The sequence below is a fragment of the Thermostichus sp. MS-CIW-41 genome (assembly GCF_054058915.1).
The window spans coordinates 1-22,746 of sequence record NZ_JBSSBO010000019.1 but is presented as its reverse complement, the minus strand read 5'-3'; the positions used below and the strand labels follow the sequence as shown (position 1 = coordinate 22,746).

General features: G+C 60.5%; 15 protein-coding genes, 1 tRNA gene and 1 pseudogene. 9 read left to right on the top strand and 8 right to left on the bottom strand.

Annotation, left to right across the window (positions count from 1 at the left end; translation table 11 throughout):
- Window positions 1-50 precede the first annotated feature (50 nt).
- The 4 genes from aroC to lysS all read left to right on the top strand — a co-directional run bounded on the left by aroC (window position 51) and on the right by lysS (window position 5,255).
- Window positions 51-1,187, top strand: a complete 1,137-nt coding sequence (gene aroC / locus ACVWXE_RS07455) for a chorismate synthase (RefSeq protein WP_457489970.1) — start codon at window positions 51-53, stop codon at window positions 1,185-1,187.
- 12 nt (window positions 1,188-1,199) lie between these two features.
- Window positions 1,200-2,594, top strand: a complete 1,395-nt coding sequence (gene radA / locus ACVWXE_RS07450) for a DNA repair protein RadA (protein WP_457489969.1) — start codon at window positions 1,200-1,202, stop codon at window positions 2,592-2,594.
- A 240-nt stretch (window positions 2,595-2,834) separates the two neighbouring features.
- Window positions 2,835-3,665 carry a Uma2 family endonuclease gene (locus ACVWXE_RS07445; RefSeq protein ID WP_457489968.1) on the top strand — a complete coding sequence of 277 codons (831 nt, stop codon included), beginning with the start codon at window positions 2,835-2,837 and terminating at the stop codon, window positions 3,663-3,665.
- A 54-nt stretch (window positions 3,666-3,719) separates the two neighbouring features.
- On the top strand, window positions 3,720-5,255 hold the full coding sequence (gene lysS, locus ACVWXE_RS07440) for a lysine--tRNA ligase (protein WP_457489967.1): 1,536 nt from the start codon (window positions 3,720-3,722) through the stop codon (window positions 5,253-5,255).
- Window positions 5,256-5,348: 93 nt separating this feature from the next.
- Here lysS and ACVWXE_RS07435 read toward each other — a convergent pair whose 3' ends face one another.
- Window positions 5,349-9,116 (bottom strand): tetratricopeptide repeat protein, encoded by a 3,768-nt coding sequence (locus tag ACVWXE_RS07435; RefSeq protein ID WP_457489966.1) that lies wholly within the window; start codon window positions 9,114-9,116, stop codon window positions 5,349-5,351.
- Window positions 9,117-9,357: 241 nt separating this feature from the next.
- Between ACVWXE_RS07435 and ACVWXE_RS07430 the strand changes: the two genes are divergently transcribed.
- Complete coding sequence (locus tag ACVWXE_RS07430; protein WP_457445177.1) at window positions 9,358-10,551, top strand: RNA-guided endonuclease InsQ/TnpB family protein; 1,194 nt, start codon at window positions 9,358-9,360, stop codon at window positions 10,549-10,551.
- A 1-nt stretch (window position 10,552) separates the two neighbouring features.
- Here ACVWXE_RS07430 and ACVWXE_RS07425 read toward each other — a convergent pair whose 3' ends face one another.
- The 4 genes from ACVWXE_RS07425 to ACVWXE_RS07410 form a co-directional block, all read right to left on the bottom strand.
- Window positions 10,553-12,148, bottom strand: coding sequence for a copper resistance CopC/CopD family protein (locus tag ACVWXE_RS07425; RefSeq protein ID WP_457489965.1), 1,596 nt, complete (start codon window positions 12,146-12,148; stop codon window positions 10,553-10,555).
- Between the two features lie 17 nt (window positions 12,149-12,165).
- Window positions 12,166-12,759, bottom strand: a complete 594-nt coding sequence (locus ACVWXE_RS07420) for a YcnI family protein (RefSeq protein WP_457489964.1) — start codon at window positions 12,757-12,759, stop codon at window positions 12,166-12,168.
- A 62-nt stretch (window positions 12,760-12,821) separates the two neighbouring features.
- Window positions 12,822-13,169 carry a hypothetical protein gene (locus ACVWXE_RS07415; RefSeq protein ID WP_457489963.1) on the bottom strand — a complete coding sequence of 116 codons (348 nt, stop codon included), beginning with the start codon at window positions 13,167-13,169 and terminating at the stop codon, window positions 12,822-12,824.
- A complete protein-coding gene (locus ACVWXE_RS07410) occupies window positions 13,169-13,510 on the bottom strand; it encodes a c-type cytochrome (RefSeq protein WP_011433133.1) in 342 nt (113 codons plus the stop codon). The genes ACVWXE_RS07415 and ACVWXE_RS07410 overlap by 1 nt, the downstream gene beginning before the upstream one ends.
- A 135-nt stretch (window positions 13,511-13,645) precedes the next feature.
- Here ACVWXE_RS07410 and dnaG point away from each other — a divergent pair, with 135 nt between their 5' ends.
- On the top strand, window positions 13,646-15,586 hold the full coding sequence (dnaG, locus tag ACVWXE_RS07405; protein ID WP_457489962.1) for a DNA primase: 1,941 nt from the start codon (window positions 13,646-13,648) through the stop codon (window positions 15,584-15,586).
- A 156-nt stretch (window positions 15,587-15,742) separates the two neighbouring features.
- Here dnaG and alaS read toward each other — a convergent pair whose 3' ends face one another.
- Complete coding sequence (gene alaS / locus ACVWXE_RS07400) at window positions 15,743-18,397, bottom strand: alanine--tRNA ligase (protein ID WP_457489961.1); 2,655 nt, start codon at window positions 18,395-18,397, stop codon at window positions 15,743-15,745.
- A gap of 284 nt (window positions 18,398-18,681) precedes the next feature.
- On the opposite strand from alaS, the gene ACVWXE_RS07395 reads away from it, so the two are divergent.
- Window positions 18,682-20,343 (top strand): protein kinase domain-containing protein, encoded by a 1,662-nt coding sequence (locus ACVWXE_RS07395; protein ID WP_457489960.1) that lies wholly within the window; start codon window positions 18,682-18,684, stop codon window positions 20,341-20,343.
- A 231-nt stretch (window positions 20,344-20,574) separates the two neighbouring features.
- Here ACVWXE_RS07395 and ACVWXE_RS07390 read toward each other — a convergent pair whose 3' ends face one another.
- On the bottom strand, window positions 20,575-21,087 hold the full coding sequence (locus ACVWXE_RS07390; protein WP_457489959.1) for a hypothetical protein: 513 nt from the start codon (window positions 21,085-21,087) through the stop codon (window positions 20,575-20,577).
- A 49-nt stretch (window positions 21,088-21,136) separates the two neighbouring features.
- Between ACVWXE_RS07390 and ACVWXE_RS07385 the strand changes: the two genes are divergently transcribed.
- Together ACVWXE_RS07385 and ACVWXE_RS07380 are read left to right on the top strand one after the other, a co-directional pair.
- Window positions 21,137-21,210, top strand: a tRNA-Asp gene (locus ACVWXE_RS07385).
- 177 nt (window positions 21,211-21,387) lie between these two features.
- Window positions 21,388-22,548, top strand: coding sequence for an aldo/keto reductase (locus ACVWXE_RS07380; protein ID WP_457489958.1), 1,161 nt, complete (start codon window positions 21,388-21,390; stop codon window positions 22,546-22,548).
- Here the strand turns inward: ACVWXE_RS07380 and ACVWXE_RS07375 are convergent.
- Window positions 22,540-22,746: pseudogene (locus ACVWXE_RS07375) on the bottom strand (RNA-guided endonuclease InsQ/TnpB family protein); the annotation flags it as partial. The gene ACVWXE_RS07380 and the pseudogene ACVWXE_RS07375 overlap by 9 nt on opposite strands.

Here is a 22,746-nt window from a genome sequence, read left to right as displayed (position 1 = left end):
ACAGTCTCTCCCAGCCGCCTGCGAGTAACGGCTTCTTGCTTGGGGATCCCATGGCCAACGGCAACTCCTTCGGTGTCCTGTTTTGCGTGACCACCTATGGCGAGTCCCACGGGGGGGCGGTGGGGGTGGTGGTGGATGGCTGCCCGCCGCGGCTGCCCTTGAGCGAGGCCGACATTCAGGCAGAGCTGGATCGGCGGCGTCCTGGCCAGAGCCCCATCACGACGCCCCGCCAGGAAGCGGATCGCTGCCAGATCCTCTCCGGGGTTTTTCAGGGCTTTACGCTGGGCACCCCCATCCACATCCTGGTGCGCAACCAGGATGCCCGCCCCCAGGACTACCAGGAGATGGCCACCACCTTCCGCCCTTCCCATGCCGATGCCACCTACCAGGCCAAGTACGGCATCCGCAACTGGCAGGGGGGCGGACGGGCCTCAGCGCGAGAAACCATTGGCCGGGTGGCTGCCGGGGCCATTGCCAAGAAGATCCTGCGCCTAGCGGCAGGGGTGGAGATCCTGGCCTACGTGCAGCGGGTAAAAGACGTGGAAGCCCAGGTGGATCCCGCTTCGGTAACTGCAGAGCAGGTGGAGGCCAACATCGTCCGCTGCCCCGATCCCCAAGCGGCGGCGGCCATGATCCAAAAAATTGAGGAGGCGGCGCGGGAAGGGGATTCGCTGGGGGGAGTGGTGGAGTGTGTAGCCCGCCGGGTGCCGCGCGGGCTGGGATCCCCGGTGTTTGACAAGCTGGAGGCCGACTTGGCCAAGGCGGTGATGTCCCTGCCAGCCAGCAAGGGCTTTGAGATCGGCTCGGGGTTTGCCGGCACCTACCTGACGGGCAAGCAGCACAACGACGAGTTTTACATGACCCCTGCCGGCTGGCGTACCCGCAGCAACCGCTCCGGCGGCATCCAGGGGGGCATCAGCAACGGAGAAGATATCCTCCTAAGGGTGGCCTTTAAACCCACCGCCACCATTCGCCAGGCCCAAAACACCGTCACCCTCAATGGGCAAGAGACGGTTTTGGCGGCGCGGGGACGCCACGATCCCTGTGTCTTGCCGCGGGCAGTGCCGATGGTGGAGGCGATGGTGGCCCTGGTCCTCTGCGACCATCTGCTGCGCCACCACGCCCAGTGCGGATCCCTGGTCTTGCCGGAGGTGCCCCTCCCTGTCGCCGCTGCTCCCCAGGCCTAGGAGTCCCCGGCTATGGCCAAGGCCAAAACCGTCTGGGAGTGCAGCCAGTGCGGCGAGCGCTATGCCAAGTTTTTGGGCCGCTGCGACCATTGCGGCGCCTGGAACACCCTGACGGAAGTGGTCGTCGCCCCAGCGGCCAAGTCCCCACGGGCCCAAGCCCTCGCTCCTAGGTCCAACCGCGCCAATGGGATCCCCCGGTCGGCCCTCCCCCTCTCCCAGGTCTCCTCAGATCGCCACCCTCGCCTCTCCTCCGGCTATGGCGAGTTTGACCGGGTGTTGGGAGGTGGCATTGTGCCGGGATCCCTGGTGTTGATTGGCGGGGATCCGGGCATTGGCAAGAGCACCCTGCTGCTGCAGAGCGCTGCCCACCTGGCCAAGAGCGGGCCCATCTTATACGTGTCGGGGGAAGAATCAGCCCAGCAGATCAAGCTACGCGCAGAGCGGCTGGGGGTGGAAAGCGAGCAGCTCTACCTCTTGGCCGAGACCGACCTGGAGGCCATCGTGGCGGAGATCCAGGCTCTGCAACCGCGGGTGGCAGTGATCGACAGCATCCAAGCCATCTTCTGGGGGCAGCTCACCTCAGCACCGGGATCCATTTCCCAGGTGCGGGAATGCACCGGCCTGTTGATGCGAGTGGCGAAAAAGTTGGGGGTGGCCCTGCTCATTGTGGGCCATGTCACCAAAGATGGATCCCTGGCCGGGCCGAAGGTACTGGAGCATCTGGTGGACACGGTCTTGTATTTCGAGGGAGATCGCTTCCAAAGCCACCGCCTATTGCGCGCCGTCAAAAACCGCTTTGGGGCAGCCCAGGAAATGGGTGTTTTTGAGATGACCGCCTCTGGCTTGGTGGAGGTGGACAATCCTTCTCAGCTTTTCTTGAGCAGCCGGGATCAGGCCATGCCCGGAACAGCCACCATCGTTGCCTGCGAGGGCACCCGCCCCTTGGTGGTGGAAGTGCAGGCCCTAGTCAGCCCCACCAGCTACAGCTCCCCCCGCCGCACCTCCACCGGCATTGAAATCAACCGCTTTTTGCAGATCTTGGCTGTGCTGGAAAAACGGGTGGGGATCCCGCTTTCCAAATACGATGCTTACATCGCCTCTGCCGGCGGCATTCAGGTAGCCGAGCCAGCTGCCGACTTGGGGGTAGCAGTGGCCGTGGCCGCCAGCTTCCGGGATCGACAGGTGGATCCCTTGACGGTCTTGATCGGCGAAGTGGGGTTGGGAGGACAGGTGCGCCCGGTGGCCCAATTGGAGCAGCGCTTGAAAGAAGCCAGCAAACTGGGGTTTCGCCACGCCATCATTCCCAACAGCCCTGTGTTGTCGGATCACGGCCTGCGCCTGAGCCGGGTGCAGCGGGTGCTGGAGGCTCTGCTCGTGGCTCTGCCCGGTTCCCAGAGCCCAGAATGAGGGCAGTTGCCCAAGAAAATCCCCTTGCACTTCATCCCGTCGCCGGGTTTTGCTGCGCCCTATCTCCAGAGGCTACGCCTGCTGCAGGAACATCGTCGGCTGCTCTGGTGGTGCCTTCATCACTTTCCCGAAGACTTTTGTTACTCTCAAAAAAGGTTACGCCTGCTGCGCGAACAGCTCAGTAGCATGAGTCAAACCCCAGCCCTCAGTTAGCGGCACCAGCAACGGATCCCGGTGAGCATGGTTTCTGCACTCTCCAGCCCAGTCCAGCCCTCGATGCCGGAGGCGGCATTTCCTCTGCCAGAGCCACCGGATATTAGTGACCTGGTCATCGAGGACGATGAGCCTGTGGACAGCATTCACTCGGAGAAGCTGCAGCGCCTGCTCACCGGTGCCCTCTACACCTCATTCCAGCCCAAGGCCAAAGACACCGGGGAACCGATCCCCTTTTTGGCCACGGCCAATGTCGGTCTGTTCTATGCCCTCAAACTGCCTCCCCTGGTGCCCGATGTGATGCTCAGCCTGGAGGTGGCTCCCCCCGCCAGCTTTGAGCGCAAGGAAGATCGCACCTACCTGGTCTGGGAGATGGGTAAGCCGCCGGATGTAGTCATCGAGATTGTCTCCAACCGCAAAGGGGAAGAGCTGGGCCGCAAACTCAAAGACTATGCCCGTGCCGGCGTCAGCTACTACGCGGTCTACGATCGCACAGCGGGCGTAGCCTCTCCCTTGCGGCAACTAAGGGAACTCCAGGGATCCCCTCTGGCCCTTTTTCAGCGGCGGGGAGGTGAATTTGTCCCCTTCGAGTCCACCTGGCTGGAGGATATCGGGTTGGGCTTGACCCTCTGGCAGGGATCCTTCGAGGGCGTGAACACGGAATGGCTACGCTGGTGTGATCGGGAAGGGGAGGTGTTGCCCACCGGGGAAGAGAAGGCTGCTTTGGAACATCAACGGGCCGAAAGAGAACGCCAACGGGCCGAGGCAGAGTATCAACGCGCCGAAAGAGAACGCCAGCGGGCTGAAGCCCTTCTGGAGCTGCTGCGTTCCCACGGGATCGCGCCGCCGGAAGCCTGAAAAGGGGATCCCGCCCCTGATGGGGCTTTCATTGTCCATTGCCTATCCACTGCCATGTCCACTCTCCCCAGCAGCAGCGAAGCCGCCCAACGGGCCGCCCGCCTGGAAAAAGCCCAACACCTGCGGGAACAAGGGATCCCGCCCTATGCCTATTCTTTTCCTGTTACCCATCTGGCTGCCGAGCTGCAGGAGCAATTTGCCGACCTAGAGCCCGGCGGCGAGCGGGAGGATGTGCAGGTGGCGGTGGCCGGGCGGATCCGGGCGCGGCGGGTCATGGGCAAGCTGGCTTTCTTTACCCTTCAGGATCGCTCCGGCACCATCCAGCTTTACCTGGAGAAGCAACGGCTGACGGAGCATATGGGGGAGCTGGCCTTCAAGAACTTGGACAAGCTCATCGACGTGGGCGATTGGCTGGGGGCCAAGGGCTGCCTCAAGCGCACCGAAAAAGGGGAATTGTCGGTGCGGGTGGATGAATACCAAGTGCTGACCAAGGCCCTGCTGCCCCTGCCGGACAAGTGGCATGGCCTGCGGGATGTGGAGAAACGCTACCGCCAGCGCTACGTCGATCTCATCGTCAACCCTGAGGTCAAGCAGACCTTGCTCGACCGCGCCCAGATCATCCGCTCCCTGCGGCAGACTCTGGAAGAGCGAGGTTTTGTGGAAATTGAGACGCCAGTGTTGCAGGTGATCCCCGGCGGGGCGGAGGCGCGGCCTTTTGTTACCCACCACAACGCCCTGGATCTGGATCTCTACTTGCGCATTGCCACCGAGCTGCACCTGAAGCGGCTGGTGGTGGGCGGGATCGAGCGAGTCTATGAAATTGGGCGGGTCTTTCGCAACGAAGGCATCTCCACCCGCCACAACCCGGAGTTCACCTCGCTGGAGGCATACCAAGCCTTCGCCGACTACCACACCATGATGGAGCTGACGGAAACCCTGGTCTGCAACGCCGCCCTGGCGGTGCGGGGATCCCTGCAGCTCACCTACCAAGGGGAAGCCATCGACCTCACCCCTCCCTGGCGACGGGTGACGATGCAGGAGCTGGTGGAGGAGGCCACTGGCATTTTCATCGATGTGGAAAAGGGATGCCCTGAAGAGCTGTTGCCGGCCTTGGCCGCCCAAGGGATCCCCGATCTCTCCCCCCAGGACTCCCCCGGCCAGTTGCTGGTCAAAGCCTTTGAGCACTGCTGCGAGAGCCGCCTGCGCCAGCCCACCTTTGTTCTGGACTACCCCCTGGATGTGTGTCCTCTTACCAAGCCTCACCGCAGCAAACCGGGGCTGGCCGAGCGCTTTGAGCTGTTCATTGTTGGGCGGGAGACCGCCAACGCCTACTCGGAGCTCACCGATCCGGTGGATCAGCGGCAGCGGCTGGAGGCCCAGGCAGCCCTGAAGGCAGCCGGAGATGAGGAGGCCCACTTTCTGGATGAAGACTTCCTCACGGCCTTGGAATATGGCCTGCCCCCCACCGGCGGCCTGGGCGTGGGGATCGACCGCTTGACAATGCTGCTGTGCGATGCCCCCAGCATTCGCGATGTCATTGCCTTTCCGCTGCTGCGGCCCGAGACGGGAGAAGTGGCGGAGGAGGCTTGAGCCGATCCCTCTAACTGTCCATTCAAATCCCATCGATTTCTAAGAGAGGTTGGAGGTGGCCGCGGCGACGGCGCGGAGCCTTTGGGAAGTGTCTCAACCTATTTTGAAATAACTAGCGATAACGTCTTCCAAAAGCCGACCTTCGTACCCTTGCATCTGGAGGGCAGCCTGGAAATCCTGGCAGGCTCTCTGCCAATCCCCAAGGGCAGTCCGGGCCAGGGCGCGGTTGAGGTGGGCCTTGAGGTGGCAGGGATCCCTATCGCTCGCGTCAGCAGTGCAGAGTGTTATGGCTTGGTCGTAGTCGCGGATGGCCGCCGAAAAATCCCCCTGTTGGGCATAGGCCCAGCCGCGGTTGTTCAAAACCCAGACCCGCTCCTGGGGATCCAGCTCCAGTTGCAGCAGTCGGGTGTAGTCTTCTATCGCTTTGTCCGTCTGTCCCGCGCGATCCCACAAGAGAGCTCGGCAGAGCAAAGCAGAGTGCTCCTGAGGGTTCAAGGCCAGGGCCTGCGTGTAGTCGGCAATGGCCAGCTCAGGGCAATTGGCCTGCCGGTGTAGATCCCCCCGTTGACGGTAGGCCAGGGCAGCATCGGCCACCCCCCAGTTCTGGTCGAGGCTCAGAGCTTGGTTGAGATCCGCCAATGCCGCCTCTTGATCCCCCAAAGCCAGATGCACCCTTGCCCGCAAAGCAAAAGCCTGAGAAGCCTGCGGTTGCTGCTGGATCAGCGCCGTGAAATCGGCCAACGCCCCAGCCAGATCTCCCCTCTCTTGGCGACACAAGCCCCGATACAACAGGGCTTCGGTGACCAGCACTTCTGGATCCCCTGGGCTGGCCAGCTCCAAGACCCGATCCCAATCGGCTATTGCCCCCTCCAGGTTGTGGCGCAGGCGGCGGACTTGGGCCCGCTTCAGGTGGGCCTCCAGATAGAGCTGCCGGGACTGTTCCCCGTCTTGGGCCTCTTCCTGGATGACTTGGTCGAAGTCGGATTCGGCCTGCTCCAAGGCTACGCCCGCTGCAGGAACGGTGCCGCGCACCGCCAACGCCAACAACAGAGAGCCGCGGGCCAAGCGGGCCATCCTGTGTTGGGGATCCCGCTGCAGCAAGCGGTTGAGATCTTGCAAGGCCGCTTCGGTCTGACCCAACTGCTGCAGGGCTTGTCCTCGGTGCCACAGCGCTTCCCTGTGGTCAGGATCCTGCTGCAAAACCCGGCTGAGATCCTGAATGGCGGAATCCCAGTTGCCCACCTGTCCATGGGCCATGCCCCGTCCCAGCCAAGCCGTCCAGTCCTGGGGATCCTGCCGCAACACCTCGTCGTAGTCGGCAATGGCCTCTGGCCACCGGCCCAGCTGTCGGCACAACTCAGCTCGCTCTTGGCGCAGATCCCGCCGTTCCGGCTGCAAGCGCACCGCCTCGTTCAACTGCTCCAAGGCCGCCTGCAGATCTCCCGTCTGGATTTGGGCCCGCGCCAGATCTCGGCGGATATCCGCCTCGGCCACTGCCACCCCCAGCGCCAAAGCCTGGTGGTAATCCTGGATGGCCCCCAGCCCATCTCCCAGAGCAGCCCGCACTTGGCCGCGATGGAAATAAGCCAAGCCCGACTGAGGATCCCCTTGCAGGACTTGGTCGAAATCGGCCAACGCCCCCTGCCAATCCCCCAGCCGTTGCCGTGCAATACCGCGGCGCAGATGGGCATTAACCAGCAGCTCCGGCCCGCGTGGGATCCCAGGCCTCGCCGCCCACTGCAACACCTGCGAGAAGTCCTCACAGGCTGCCGGCCAATCTTCCCGCTCAACATGGAGTTGGCCGCGGTTGAAGTAGAGCTGAGGGTTCTGCGGATCCCGCTCCAGGGCAGCCGTGTAATCCTGCAGAGCCGCTAGGGGATCCCCCAACAGCCAATGGATTCGCCCGCGGCTGCTGTAGGCACTGGCATCTTGGGGATCCAAAGCAATGGCCTGGTTCAAGTCGGACAAAGCCGCTTCGATGTTGCCCAAGTCCAGGTGGGCAATGCCCCGGTTGAGGTAGGCTTTGGCCATTTGGGGATCCAGCTCCAGGGCGCGGTTGAAGTCTGCCAGAGCGCCGCCGGGATCCCCCAGCCCCTGGCGAGCCAAGCCCCGGCAGAGATAGGCCCGCGACAGGTTGGGATCCAGACGGAGAGCCTGTTCACAATCGGCCAGCGCCGGCTCCAGGGTGTTGCTGCTCAGGTAGGCCATGGCCCGCTGCAAGTAGAGATCCGCCTGGGCTGCCGCCTCTGCCTCAGGTAGCTCAGTGGCCTCAGCAGACCGTAGGGATAGGGCCTGAGAAAAATCTTCAACAGCCCCCTGGGGATCCCCCAACGCTTGCCGGGCCAGGCCCCGGTGGTAATAGGCTTTGCCGTGGCGAGGATCCAACTGCAGCGCTTGGGTGTAGTCCTCGACGGCCCCTTGCAAATCTGACAACTGGACCCGCGCCACTCCCCGGTTGAAGTAGGCTTCCCCGTCCTGAGGGTCCCGCTTGATCACCTCGGAAAAATCGGCTGCTGCCCCCTGCGCATCTCCCAGATGGCCGCGCACCACGCCGCGGTTGAAATAGGCCCGCACATCTTCCGGGTTGAGCTCAATGGCCCGCGAATAGTCTTCGATGGCCTGCTGCTGCTGATTGAGTTGCCGGTAAGCATTGCCACGGTTGTAGTAGGCCACCGCCCATTGTGGGTTGAGGCCGAGAGCCTGGGTGTAGTCGGCAACAGCTCCCTCGTAGTCCTCCAGCCGGTAGCGGGCAATGCCGCGGTTGAAATAGGCGCGGGCGTCCCCTGCCAGTTGAATGACTTGGGTGTAATCTGCGATGGCCCCTGCCAAGTCCCCACTTTTGTAGCGGGCGCTGCCCCGCTGGCTGTAGGCGCGGCTATTTTGGGGATCCAATTGAATGGCCAACGTACAGTCGGCAATCGCCCCCTGGAAATCCCCTTGGCGGGCTTTCTCCTGTCCGCGGGCCAACAGGCGCGTCACCAAAACCTGATCCACCGAAACATCGCCGAGCGTCGCCTCTTGGGGAAAAGGCAACAGGGGCCGCAGCGCCTCCAACACTTCAGCAGCGGACTGGAAGCGCTCTTGCCAGTGGGGGCAGATCAGGCGATCCAAAATCTCGGCCAGCTCCTCGCTGACCTGAACCAAATCCCGCCAGAGCAGTTGGCCGGTGCGGGGATCGTCCCGGATCTTATGGGGAGGACGACCGGTGAGGGCTTGGATGGCCAGCACCCCTACGGAGTACAGGTCGCTGCAGGGCTGGGGCTTGCCGTTGAGCTGTTCGGGCGCCATGTAGCCAACCGAGCCAATCACCGTCGCCAACTGAGTTTGGCCGGGAGCATGGCTGACCAACCGCCCCACTTCCTTGACTGCCCCAAAGTCGATCAACACCAACTTGCCATCGGCATCGCGGCGCATCAGGTTGGCCGGCTTGATATCCCGATGGACGATCTGGTGGGCGTGTACATGGCGCAGGATCTCCAAAATATCCCACAACAGTTTCAAAACCTCGGCCTCGCTCAGCGGCTTGCCCGGGATCAGCTCCTGGCTGAGATCATGCCCGGCAACAAACTCTTGCACCAAGTAAAAATCCTGATCCTGCTCGAAGTGGGCCAAAAGGCGGGGCACCTGGTCGAAGTGGTTGAGCCGGTTGAGAACCTTGGCTTCCCGTTCAAAGAGCTTGCGAGCCGTGGCCAGTGTATAAGGATCCGTGGAGAGGGGGCGAAGGCGCTTGACGACGCAGGGGCTATCGAAGGTGTCTTGATCCACCGCCTTGTAGGTTATGCCAAATCCCCCTTCCCCGAGGGGATGGAGAATGCGATAGCGTCCCCTGAGCACACTTCCCGCTCTGATCTTGTCTTCCATGGCCAAGTCAGTCCCTGAGCGGCGCAGCCTTTTGCCACTGCAAGCTGGCTCGATTCTGCCACAGGCGGACGCCCTTGGGCGGAGCAATCCACAGCTCCTATCCAGGGTCTTTTTCTGCTTTTTCTTTTCGCGATCTTCAATGTCTGTAACAATTCAGTCAGCTAGAAATCGCAGGAGCCCCGCACTGTACCCGTAGGGTCAGTGCCGGGAGGAATGCGCTTTGATGAAGTACAATGGACTTATGAGCCAAGTCCTGACCATATCCTGTAAGCTCAAGGCGTTCCCGTCACAAGCCGCCAAATTGGACGCGACGATGGATGTCTTTGTGCAGGCATTGAACTGGGTCAACCAGAACACGCCGGAGAAGATCGTCAACGCGGTCAAGTTGCAATCCCTTTGCTACTACGAGATTCGAGCCCGATTCGGCTTGTCCAGCAACTTGGCCCAACAGGTGTGCAGACGACTGGCCGGCGCTCGCAAAGTGGCGAGACAGCGCAACCGTCCGGTTAAAGAGTTCAAGCGTAGGTTCGTTACCTACGATGCACGTATCTTCTCATTTCGCGAGAAAGACTGGACGGTGTCGCTGACCACGGTTGAAGGGAGAGAACGCTTTGAGCTAGCCATTGGTAACTACCAGAGGGGAATACTGGCTGGCTCTAACCCCAAATCGGCCACCCTAGTCCAGCGGAAGGATGGCTCCTACTACATCCAGATTTGCGTAGAGAAAAACCCGCCCAAGCAACAAGATACCGACAGGGTGATCGGGGTGGACTTGGGCAGGACGGATATCGCCCATACGTCAGACGGGGACAATTGGAATGGACAGCAGTTGAACAGAGTCCGAGACCACTACTCCCGGTTGAGGGCGGTACTCCAACGCAAAGCCAGTAAGGGCACACGCAGTTCGCGGCGCAGATGCCGTCAACTGTTGCAACGGCTGTCTGGCAAGGAGAGGCGCTTTCAGGCGTGGGTCAATCATCGCATCTCCAAAGCTATTGTCTCTAGGGCAAAAGCTACCAACAGCGCTATTGCTCTGGAAGACCTGACAGGGATTCGGGAAAGGGTCAATCAACAGCCACGCAGCAAAGCCGAACGGCGCAGGGCCAACAGTTGGGCGTTTTATCAACTCCGTCAATTTTTGGAGTACAAGGCTCTGCGTGCGGGGGTTGCTCTGATTCTTGTGCCGCCTGCCTACACGTCGCAGACCTGCCACCGGTGTTTGCACATCCATCCCGACCCTGCGCAATCCTATCGCAGTGGAAAGAAGTTTAAGTGTGGACACTGTGGATGGGAAGGGGATGCGGATTTGAATGGTGCGAATGTGATTGCGCTTTTGGGGGCTGCCGTAAACCAGCCTAGAGGTTCGTGGTTGGCTTGCCAACTGCAGGGCTGCCGAAAGCCCGCCCTGTACTGCGAAGCAGTCAGGGTCGGGTAGTTTACAGAGAAACCGCGATCTGACCTCGCCGCTCTTCAAAATCGCTGATCAGCAGTCTCACCTCGATCTGCCATTCCCCCGCCAGGGCCAGAGGCACATTTTCCACCACAAATTGGCCAGGCCCATCCGGCGCTACAGTGCGGCGTAGAGGGGGGATCCCCTGTTCTGGCAGGGAAAACCCAAGGGTCAATTCCTGGGCCGGGACTCCCTTCACCTCAGCCCGAATTTGATTTTCCCCAGGACGACAGGGCAGAATCTTCAGGTGCAGGCTGCCTTCCGGCCAGTTCAAGCTCTCTTCACAACTGGTCTGCAAGCCCGACTCCAGTGGGGATCCCATGCCATGCCTTCCATGACTGGGAGGAGCCTGGGCCACCAGGAAGCTGGTCAAGGCCAGCACCAGCATCAGCCCCACCAACTCCAGGCGGACGATCCGGCGCAGCGACCGGCCCACCGTCTGCCCACCCTGTTGCAATGCCGGCACCAGCCGAAACTTGTTGTGGGCGCCCAACCCCACCATCATCAGCACCAGCAGCAGCTTGGCCCAGAGATACTGCCCATACGGATGATCCCAGTCCCAGCCGCGATGGATCCCACCCATCCCCACCCCCGCCAGGATAAGCCCCGGTACCGCCCAGGTGGCCACGTCAGAAAACCGTTGGATGATGCCTACAGATGGGTAGGGAGCAGATTCCTTGCCCAGCAGGCGCTCCAGCCCCCACAACCCTCCCAACCAGAAAGCTGAACCGGCCAGATGCAGCCCCAGCAGCGCCATTGTCCCCATCGGATGCTCACTGGTGAGAGCATGGCCAATGGGCAAAAAGGAGCCGAGCACCAACACTGACCCCATACCGCTGGCCCAGACGGCACCTCCCTCACAGGCCCAGATCAGGATCCCTAGCCCCACCAGCCGCAGCCCTGTACCCCAACCGTAGGGAGAAAGCATCACACGCAGCAGCTCTCGCCCATTAAAGTAAGGGTAGAGCTGGGCCAAATGCAGACTGAAGGCCACCGCGGTCAAACTGAGGGTGATCCAAGCTGTCGCAAAAGCCCAAGATCCGGCCTCGGCGTTTAACCGCCCCCGCAACAGTCGCCACCAGCCCAGCACCCCCACCACAAAAAGGCTGCCCAAGTAGATCCCCCAGCGCACCCCCACCAGCGGCCAGTACAAGGGATCCCTTCCTTGGGCGTGAGCTGTCCTCGCCGCCCGCAATTGCCCAGGATCGGCTGCCCCCACCTGGAAGGCAAACGATCCACTCACCGGATGGGAATCGGCAGAAATGGCCCGCCAACTGACGATGTAAACTCCCTCGGGGATCCCCTGCGGCAAATCCCCCTGCGGTGCGTTGCCGGTGCTCACCACGTTTTCCAAAGCTAGCGCCTGTCCGCTGCTACCCAAAACCTGGAGTTGCGTGATCCGCACCGGCTCATTGAAGACCAGCCGCACCTGGGCCGGAGCTTCCTGCAACACTGCCCCATCCTCTGGGAAGGTGGAGAGCAAGCTGGCATGGGCAAAAACGGGCTGGATCCCGGCCACCCACAGCAAGGCGCAGAGGATCCCAGACCAAATCCAAGCAAAACCCCTTTTGGGATGAAACATGCTCCTAAGCAGACCGCTTAGCGGGTACCGTGTCCATGGCCGTGCCCATGGCCTTGACCGTGACCCTGTCCACTGTCTCCACCTGTCAGCTTCAGCAGCGGAGCCGGCTCCGGCAAACTGTTGGGATCCTCGCCAGGCTGAGCCACCTGAATCCAGCGGTACATGCCCTGCTCGCACTCCTGAATCACTGGGATGGGGATGACCTCGCCGGGCCGATCCGGCAGCTTGGCGCGGATGCTGAACTCATCCATGAACTCATCGGGCAGCGAGCCGCCGCTCCAGATCACCTCGGCAACCGTTTCGGTAATCATCTTCCCATGCGACTCATAGGGGGTCTCCAGCGGCTTTTTGACCGTCTCGATTTTCCACAGGGGATGCACCATCGGCTTCACAGAGACGAATCCCTCCGGGATCTGCACCCGCAGGCGCACGGTCGGGGATCCATCGCAGCCATGGGGCACCCGAAAGGTGAGCTTGGCAAAGCTGCCCGCCGGGGCCTCTTTGGGATGGACGGTAACATGGGCCCAGGCAGAGGAAAGGGGTAAAAAACTCATTCCCAGGGCCAGCAGAGATTTCTTGGCCAGGGTCAAGTAACTTTGCAGACTGAACATTCGCAGATGCTCCTTATAAACCTGTAGGGAAAGAGAAAAATGCAGTGTTTGTTGGTCAAAACCTAGGGATGGTGATGGGATCCGTGGGATTCCATCAGGCTCATGCTGTGCTGGCCCCAACTGGAGAGACCCATGGACACCAGGCCGGCGCTGGCCAAGCCCATGGACACCAGCCCAAAGGAGAGAGCGCCCATGGCTACTAGGCCAATGGAGAGGATGCCGTGGGTGACCACGCCGATGGCTACCACCCCATGGGCAGAAATGCCCACCGCCACTAGCCCATGGGCTCCTATGCCCACTGAGAGAAGCTGGCGGCGGGATCCCTGTCCTTCACATCCCTGCTCGTGAGGCAGCCGCTCCGCCGGGCTTTCCTGCAGCAAGGCTGGATCTTGAGTCTTCTCTTTGGACACTAGCCTCTGCTCCAGTTGTGCTCAGCGCGATCCAAAACGTAGGCCGCCACCGCCTCGATCTCCTCCGGCTTGAGAATCTTGGCAAAAGCCGGCATGGCCCCTTTGCCGTTTCTCACTTGGGCCTGGATCAGCTCAGGGGTGTCTACGTGGTACTCATGAAGAGCCGCCAGAGAAAGGTTTTTCGCTGCCACCAAAGTGTTGCGCCCGTTCAAGTGACAACCCACACATTTGGCCTGAAAGACCTTGGCTCCCAAGGCCAAATCAGGCTCAGCAGAAGCCATTTGCGGGCCTAAAAAGAGGGCAAATACTGCCACCAAAAGCCCGATAAAAAGGTTGATCATTCGCACTTTCATCTCAGGGACTGACCGAAAACTAGCCTTTAAGGCCCGCCCATTATCCCAAGCCCGTTGGGCCAGGTCAAAAGACAGCCTGTCGAGTTTCCCCCGGCTACTATAAGGTCAGGATCCCCCGAAGCCATGAGCGGTCTGCCCCCCGATTTCATTCAGTTGGTGCGCCAAAAGGCCGACCTCGTGGAAGTGGTGGCCGAAAAAGTGGTGCTGCGCAAGCAGGGAAAGAACTTCGTTGGGCTTTGCCCTTTCCACAACGACCACAAACCCAGTTTTCAGGTCAGCCCCAGCAAGCAGATCTACAAGTGCTTCTCCTGCGGGGCAGGGGGAGATGTGCTGCGCTTTGTCATGCAGACCGAGCATCTCTCCTTTGCTGAGGCCGTGCGCCACTTGGCGCGGCGATACCACATCCCTCTGCCCACTCGCCACACCGAGACACAGCCCTTGGGATCCCTTGATGAGCGGGAGCTCTCCCACCGGGAAAAGCTGCTGGAGATTTTGGCCATGGCTGCCGATTTTTATCGGCATGCCCTCCGATCCCAGCTAGGATCCGCCGCCCGCCAGTACCTGCACAGCCGCCACCTGAGCGAAGAAACTTTGCAAAAATTTCAAATCGGCTTTGCTCCCCCCGGCTGGCAATCTCTCTACGAATACTTGGTCAACCACAAGCGCCAACCGGTCAAACTTTTAGAAGAGGCTGGATTGCTGGTTCCCCGCCAGCAGGGATCCGGCCACTACGACCGCTTTCGCAACCGGATCATGCTGCCCATTTTCGATGTGCAGGGGCGGGTGATCGGGTTTGCCGGCAGAGCCTTGGGGGAGTCAGGACAGCCCAAGTACCTCAACTCTCCAGAAACAGAGCTTTTCAACAAAAGCCAGGTGGTCTATGGCCTCAACTTTGCCCGCGATGCCATTGCCAAAGCCGATCAAGTCCTGGTGGTGGAAGGCTATTTCGATGTCATCGCCCTGCATCAGGCGGGGGTTGCCTATGCCGTAGCCGCTATGGGCACCGCTTTGACGCCCCACCAGGTGAAGATCCTGCTGCGCTACACCCAATCGAAGCGGCTGATCCTCAATTTTGATGCGGATCGGGCCGGTTTGAACGCCGCCAACCGAGCCATTGAAGCCGTTGAAGAACAAGCGCGGCGCGGAGAAATCGAGCTGCGCATTCTCACCCTTCCTGAGGGCAAAGATGCCGACGAATTTTTGCGGGAGTACAAGAGCTCGGCCCCGCCGACGCGAGCGGTTTCTGAACTGCAAACCCTGATCGAGCAAGCTCCCCTGTGGCTGGATTGGCGAATTGAACAGGTGTTGGCCGGTCGGGATCTGAGCCGGGCCACCGATTTTCAGCAGGCCCGTCAAGCCCTTGTGCAACTGCTGGCCGGTTTGGGTGGACAATGGCGCTCTTTGTATTTGCACAAAGTGGCAGAATTGCTCAGCCGCGGCAACGGTCGCCTCAGTCGAGATTTGGAAGAAGACCTGCGCCGAGCCGTGCGGCAGTACCGCTGGGCCAAACCCCGGCAACCTTCCCTCAATAAGGGATCCAAACTCTTGCAATCTGAGTCCCATCTTTTGCAGATCTTTCTGCATTTTGGCGAGTATCGCCACGAAATTCGGCAAACTTTGCTGGAGCGAGAGCTGCAATTTAGTTTTCGCCCCCACCGGGAGCTGTGGCAGCGGATCTTGGAACTGATCTCGGCACAGCCGGAGCTGGAAGACCGGGGAGAGACTTTGCTGACGGCTTTGCGCACCCTCTGTGCCCAAGATGAGCAGCTCAACGAGCGCCTCAGCCATCTGCTCTGGTTGGACGAAAACACCCGCGTAGCCCTGATGCGTCCACGGATGGTGGTGCGGGCCGCCATTGCCAACATGGAGCTGGAAATTCGCCAGAAGCGCTACCGCTACTGGACCCAACTGTGGGATCAAGCCTTTTCCGAAGGCAACACTGCCCTGGCCGCCCAGTACCAGGCCAGCATCCAGCAGGAATACCAAGCGATTCAGGCGCTGCAGCGGCAGGTGCAACTGAGCCTGGAAGACATGTCGGAAACTGCACTGGCCGAAGATCTATAGTCATTTCGATTTAAACCTAAACCCATAACCCAATACGGGGCCAGAAGGCTTCCCTCAATAGCCCAGGCGTCTCACCCTAAACTGAACAGCACTCTAAACTGAACGACTGTAGTGGCTGATGGACGGCCTGTTGGTGCTCAAAAGGGCTTCGCTCCCCTAGCGCGAGATCAGCTCCGCTTGCAACCGCTCCCGGGCCACCTGCAAAGCCTCTGCCAATTTCTCCGGCTGTTTGCCCCCAGCTTGGGCCAAGTTGGGCCGTCCGCCACCACCGCCCCCAGTCAGTTTGGCGATCTCGCCGATGAAGGATCCCGCCTTCAGGCCAAGTTGCTGCACAGCAGGGCTAAAGGCAGCCACCAGGCTGACCTTGCCGGCTTCCGGCACCGATCCCAGCACCACTGCCCCTTCCCCCAGCTTGGAGAGCAGATGCTCGGCAGCGGTTTTGAGGGCCTCAGGGGTGGTGGATCCCAGCTCGGCCACCAGCACCTTGAGATCTCCGACGGCAACCGCCTGGGCCAGCAGACCTTCGGCCTGTAGCAAGGCCAACTGGCTGCGCACCTCCTCCAGCTCCTTCTGAGCAGCTTTCAGCTCCGCCTGTAGGGCGGCAACCCGCTCCGGCAGTTCCTGGGGCTTGGCTTTAAATTGAGCGCTCAGCTCCCGCACCACCCTGTCCCGTTCGTTCAGGTATTCCAGCACAGCCGGCCCGGCCACGGCCTCGATGCGGCGGATCCCAGCAGCCACTCCCGTCTCGGCGATGATCTTGAACAGGCCAATCTCGGCGGTGTTGTTGACATGGGTGCCGCCACACAGCTCCATCGACACCCCCGGAAAGTCGATCACCCGCACCTCAGCGCCGTATTTTTCCCCGAACATGGCCACGGCACCTCTGGCTTTGGCTTCGGCCAAGGGCATGATCGCCACCTGAGCAGCATGGGCCTCGGCGATCCAGGTGTTCACCAAGTTCTCGATCTGTTCCAGCTCCTCAGGGGTGACTGGCCGGGATAGGGTGAAATCAAAGCGCAGCCGGTCAAAGGCCACCAGGGATCCCGCCTGACCAATCGAGGGATCGACAATTCTTTTCAGGGCCGCCTGCAGCAGGTGGGTGGCGGTGTGGTGGGCTTGGGCGCGCCGCCGACAGGCCAGGTCGATTTGGGCTTGGACGGGATCCCCCACCCGCAGGATCCCGCGTTCCACATGGCCAAAGTGAACGAACAGATCCCCTTGCTTTTGCACATCTTCAATCCGCACCAGCAGGCCGTCCCCAGAAAGGTAGCCCCGGTCGCCAATTTGCCCGCCGGACTCGGCGTAGAAGGGCGTGCGATCCAAAACGATCTGCACTGCCTGCCCTGCCTCCACTTGGGGCACCGATTTCCCCTCGACCAACAGGGCCTCGACCACGCCGCGGGCAGAAGATTGGCTGTATCCCAAAAACTCCGTTTGGCTGAGGAAATCCGCCAGCTCGTCCAGGGATCCCTGGGCTGTGAGGTCGATGGTTTGGTGGGCGGCGCGGGCCCGCTGCCGCTGTTTCTCCATTTCTTGTTCAAAGCCCTCCAGATCCACGCTGAAGCCGTGTTCCTGGGCAATTTCTTGGGTTAGCTCCAGCGGAAAACCGTAGGTATCGAAGAGCTTGAAGGCGTCGGCGCCGGAGATCTGCTTTGGCGAGCTGCTGTCACGGCGGGAAGATTCGACGGCAGTAAACAAATCCAGCAGTAGCCGTTCCCCCCGCTCCAGGGTTTTGAGAAACTGCTCTTCCTCCCGTTGCAGCTCGGTCTTGATCAGGGTTTCTCGCTCCCGCACCTGAGGATAGGCAGCCTCGGCCAACTGAATCGCGGTCTCGATCACCGGGATGGTGAAAGGCTCGCCGATCCCCAGCAACCGACCGTGGCGCACCATCCGCCGGATCAGCCGCCGCAGCACATAGCCCCGATCCACATTGGAAGGAAGCACCCCATCGGCAATCAAATGCATCACTGCCCGCGCGTGATCCCCGATCACCTTCAGGGAGATTTGCTGCTCCGGGTCGGCCTTGGAGTAGTTCAGCCCGGCGATCCCAGCCGCCGTTTGAATGATGGGAAAGATCAAGTCCGTCTCGTAGTTGTTGGGCACCCCCTGCAACACTTGGGCCAACCGCTCCAACCCCAGGCCGGTGTCGATGTTTTGCTTGGCCAGCGGCATCAGGTGACCTTCGCTATCCCGGTTCAGCTCCATGAACACCAGGTTGTAGATCTCCAGAAAGCGGGAGTCATCCTCCAAATCGATCCGCTCATCCCCCAGCTCTGGCTTGAAGTCGTAGTAGATCTCAGAACAAGGGCCACAGGGGCCGGTGGGGCCGGCAGCCCAGAAATTATCCGCCTCTCCCATGCGCTGGATGCGGTGGGCCGGGATCCCTACCTCATCTCGCCAGAGGGCAAAAGCCTCCTCATCTTCGCGAAAGACGCTCACCACCAGCCGTTCCGGGGGCAGGCCGAACACCTCCGTCACCAGCTCCCAGGCCCAGGCGATGGCCTCCTTTTTGAAGTAGTCGCCAAAGCTGAAGTTGCCCAGCATCTCGAAGAAGGTGTGGTGGCGCGCCGTTCGGCCCACGTTCTCGATGTCGTTGGTGCGCACACATTTCTGGGCCGTTGTAACCCGTGGGTACTCCGGATCCCGTTGCCCCAGGAAAATGGGCTTAAAGGGCAACATGCCGGCAATGGTCAGCAGCACCGTCGGATCTTCCGGCACCAAGGAGGCGCTGGGCAACACCTGGTGGCCCCGCTGAGCGTAGAAGTCCAGAAAAGTTTGCCGAATGGCGGCACCGGAAAGCGCTGGAAACATGACAGGCGAAGATGGCTGTATTCATCAATTCTAAGTTTTCCCTCTGCAGGGCAGTCCAGCCCTTGTTGTTCTCCTCTGTTCCACCAAACCCCATCCGCCGAAAACCTAAGCGATTTGTCCGATTAACCTCAGGGCGGGCAGACGCTAAGATCAGCCTATCTGAGGCAGTTGTGCAAGATTTGTTTCTTCTTGGTCTAACCTGTATGTATCTCTCACAACTTGCCTGCCGACTTCTTGGCTCCGTCTCGGTTGTCCGGATCGCCAGCCGGTAACCCCAAACTGGTATGCTCACTTGCTACTGCCTTAACCCTGCCTGTTTGCACCCGGAAAACCCGGCGGATGCCTCTACCTGTGCCTCTTGTGGCCATCCCCTCCTGCTGCGCAATCGCTACCGGGCCTTCAAGCGCATCGGCCAGGGGGGATTTGGCTCTACCTTTTTGGCGCGGGATGAGGACATGCCCTCCAAACCTTGGCGGGTGATCAAGCAGTTGCGCCCGGTCGAGGGATCCCCGCAACTGGCCAAGCTGGCGGAGGAGCTCTTCAATCGCGAGGCCCAAGTGTTGGAGCGCCTGGGCGAACATTCGCAGATCCCCAAGCTCTACGCCCACTTTCAGGAAGGCGGCAAGTTCTACTTGGTGCAGGAATTTATCCAGGGCACCACCCTCTCCCAAGAAATGCGTCGCAATGGGCCCTTTTCCGAAGAACAAACCCGGCAGGTGATGCAGGAGGTGCTGCTGATCCTCAGCTATGTCCACAGCCAAAACACGGTTCACCGAGACATTAAACCCGCCAACCTGATTCGTCGCAAAGAAGATGGTCGATTGGTGCTGATCGACTTTGGGGCCGTCAAGCAGCTCGGCCCGGGCCAGGATTCGGCAGAAGAGGCGACGGCCATTCGCTCGCTGGGCTTTTCTCCCCCGGAGCAAGTAGCCGGCCAGGCGGTCGGTCCCTCTAGCGATCTCTACGCCTTGGCTGCCACCTGCATCAACTTGATGACGTTGGAATCTCCGGCCAAGTTTTATAACCATGAAACGGGGCAGTGGGATTGGTCGGATGAACTGCAGCTTAGCCCGGAATTCGACGCCATTCTGCACCGCATGTTGCAGCCGGCCATCAATCAGCGCTTTGCCACCGCCACCGAGGTCTTGCGGGCGCTGCAAGGGATCCCGGTGGAAGAGGCAGGCGGCCCGATCTCTCAGCCGATTGTGTTGCCCGGCTCTCCCCTGTCTGCCAATCCCAGCACATCGGTGATCTCCGGCTACTGGGCCAAGCGCCGCTCGGGTGATTTCGTGCCCACACCCCTACCTCAGTTCACTGCAGGGGGAATGACAGCCAGCAGCCCGCTATCCATCCCCTCTGAGTGGGGGAGCACCACCGGTTTTACCCAACTGGGCCGAGCCAGCAGCATCACAGGCGGCGGACGGATCAAGCCGGCCACCCCACCGCGGATCCCTTCCATGGCGGGAGCGGATCTGCGGGGAAAGTCCTTTGCCAACCAAAACCTAGCCGGCTATGATTTGCGCCAGGCCGATCTGCGGGGGGCCGATTTCTCAGGGGCCAACTTGCAGGGGGCGGATCTGCGCGGGATCCTCTTCAACACCCCTCAACCCCATTGGCTACGGGTTTTGAGCCAACTGTCTGGATCGGCCAAAACATTGGGAGGGATCCTGACAGGCTTGGGGGGGCTGCTGGGCTCAGGGATCCTGGCCTTTTTGCTTGTCCGCCTGACCACGGGCAATTTGGTTTATGCGTTAGGAGCGGCTGGGATCGCCTTGGTGGTGGCCAGCTCGGTGATCTGGTCGATGGGCGGTGGGGTTCGTTTGGCTCGATACCCAGAAGAAAAGAGCAAGCGCTTCACCAACTTTTGCAAAGCAGATCTGCGAGGGGCACAGATGGACGAGAAGCTGCGGAAGTTTGCCCGTCGGCAGGGAGCCATTTTGAGCTGACGCAGGGCGGACTGCGGATCTGGCGGATCTGGAATTTTGCGTTGCGATCTTTAACTTTATAGATCTTCAATGGTTTTATAGTTGTTTCAGGTTAGGATGAGACATCTGGGCTACTGCTCGCGCCGGCGGGACGGAGTCCTTAGAAAAGCCTTCTGGCCCTCCGCATTCAACGCTTTGTCCTAGTTTGAATCGAAATGACCACAAAACCATAAAAGAGACAAGTTCAAGAGCTCAAGCCATTGAAGGGGGTGGGGAAGCCCATCTGCGAAGCGATTGATTGACCTGTTCCATCAAAGCTCGGCAGGCTACGGTTTTGCCCTGTTGCCGATCCCCAGCTTGGTCGTAAAAGACAATACCATCGGCCCGGGAAAGGCCCAACGCCAAGAACAACAGCTCCAAAACCCCAAAAGAAGCGGTCTCCAGCTCCGGCGCTCGATCCTTGAGCTCTGCCAGCGTGGTGTGGGCATCTTCCAGGTGGCCGAAGGCCGGGATCCACAGATGAGTTGCCGGCTCGGATCCCTCTGAGGACAAAGACTCCGCCTCGCCAGCAGCAGGCTCCTCGACCACCCGCACCGTCAGCCAGCCGCCATCGGGGTAGCGCAAGGTGGTGTATTGCAGGTGATCCAGGTGTTGGGCCACCTGGGTGAGCACATCCGCCACCTGTTGCATCGCCGCCGTTGGGATCCCATTTTGGGGAGCGGTATCCACAAGGGTTGCGGCCTGTGCTGCCAGACTAACCACCATGATTGACAACAATCCTCATCCACATCCAGAATAGATATTCGCAGCGATTGGGGCTGTAGTTCAATTGGTTAGAGCACCGCCCTGTCACGGCGGAAGTTGCGGGTTCGAGCCCCGTCAGCCCCGTACTCCTAAAACACTCTAGCTTAGTCGCTCCCCTGCAGCCCTCACATTTCCAGACTGATCTGATTTCTTGATTTCTGACGGTGACTGCTGCACAATGCGGCCGGCTCAGGGTTCAAGTTTCGGCGGTGGGGTATGGAAAGCCCGCCCTAAAATGGGGCTTAGTCCAGGGGAAAAACCATGCAGTATCGCAGATTTGGGCGTACCGAGCTGCCTATGCCCGTGCTGAGCTGTGGTGGCATGCGCTATCAACACAGCTGGCAAGATACTCCTTGGTCAGGGATCCCAGCGGCAAGCCAGCAGAACCTGGAGGCGACGATTCGCCGGGCCTTGGAGGTGGGCATCAACCACATCGAAACTGCCCGCGGCTATGGCACTTCTGAAATGCAGTTGGGCCGCATTTTGCCGCTCTTTCCCCGGCAAGATCTGATTGTGCAGACGAAAATTGGCCCCAGCGCCGACCCGCAGCAGTTCCTGGCCAAGTTCGAGCAATCGATGAGCTACTTGAACCTCGACTACGTGGATCTGCTGGCCATCCACGGGTTGAACACCTGGGAAGACTTGGAGCACAGCCTGCGTCCAGGGGGGTGTCTGGAGGTGTGTCAGCGCCTGGTACGGCAGGGGCGGGTGCGTTTTGTCGGCTTCTCCACCCATGGGCCGACGGAGTTGATCGTGGAAGCCATACGGTCAGGGGGCTTCGATTACGTCAACCTGCACTGGTATTTTGTCAACCAGACCAACTGGCCTGCCATTGAGGCCGCCGCTCAGCAGGATATGGGGGTATTCATCATCAGTCCCTCGGATAAGGGGGGCAAGCTTTACGATCCGCCCGCCAAGCTGGTGCAGTTGTGCCAACCCCTCAGCCCGATGGTCTTCAACGACCTGTTCTGTCTGTCCCATCCCCAGGTTCACACCCTCAGCATTGGGGCGGCCCGACCCAGCGATTTTGATGAGCACCTGCAGGCGGTGGAGTTATTGGATCGGGCTGATGAGCTGTTGCCGCCGATCCTGGCCCGCCTAGAGCAAGCTTTGATCGAGCAGGTGGGGGAACACTACGCCAAAACTTGGCACCAGGGCCTGCCTCGCTACGACCAAACCCCCGGACAAGTGAATATCCCGTTCATTCTGCTGCTGCGCAATTTGGTCTTGGCCTATGACTTGGTGGACTATGCCAAGAGCCGTTACAACCTGTTGGGCAATGCCGGCAGTTGGCTCCCCGGCCAGCGGGCAGACAAAGTGGATGCCGAAGCCCTGCGACCTTATCTTATCCACAGCCCCCACCGCGACCGGATCCCGGCTTTGTTGCAAGAAGCCCATCGCCTGCTGATACATTTACGCTGAACACTGCTGAGCATTACTGCTCAGCGGTGAAGCGATAGCATTCTGTCCGTTTCCGTTGTCACTACGCGACGCTGACGCGACCGCGTTAGCGGGACGGAGTCCAAACAGAAAGGCGGTATCCCGCAAAGCTCTGAGCATAACACCCAGAGCGCCTTGCCAATCTCGTGGTAGCCTGTGGTTGCACTTTGGGCATCTAAA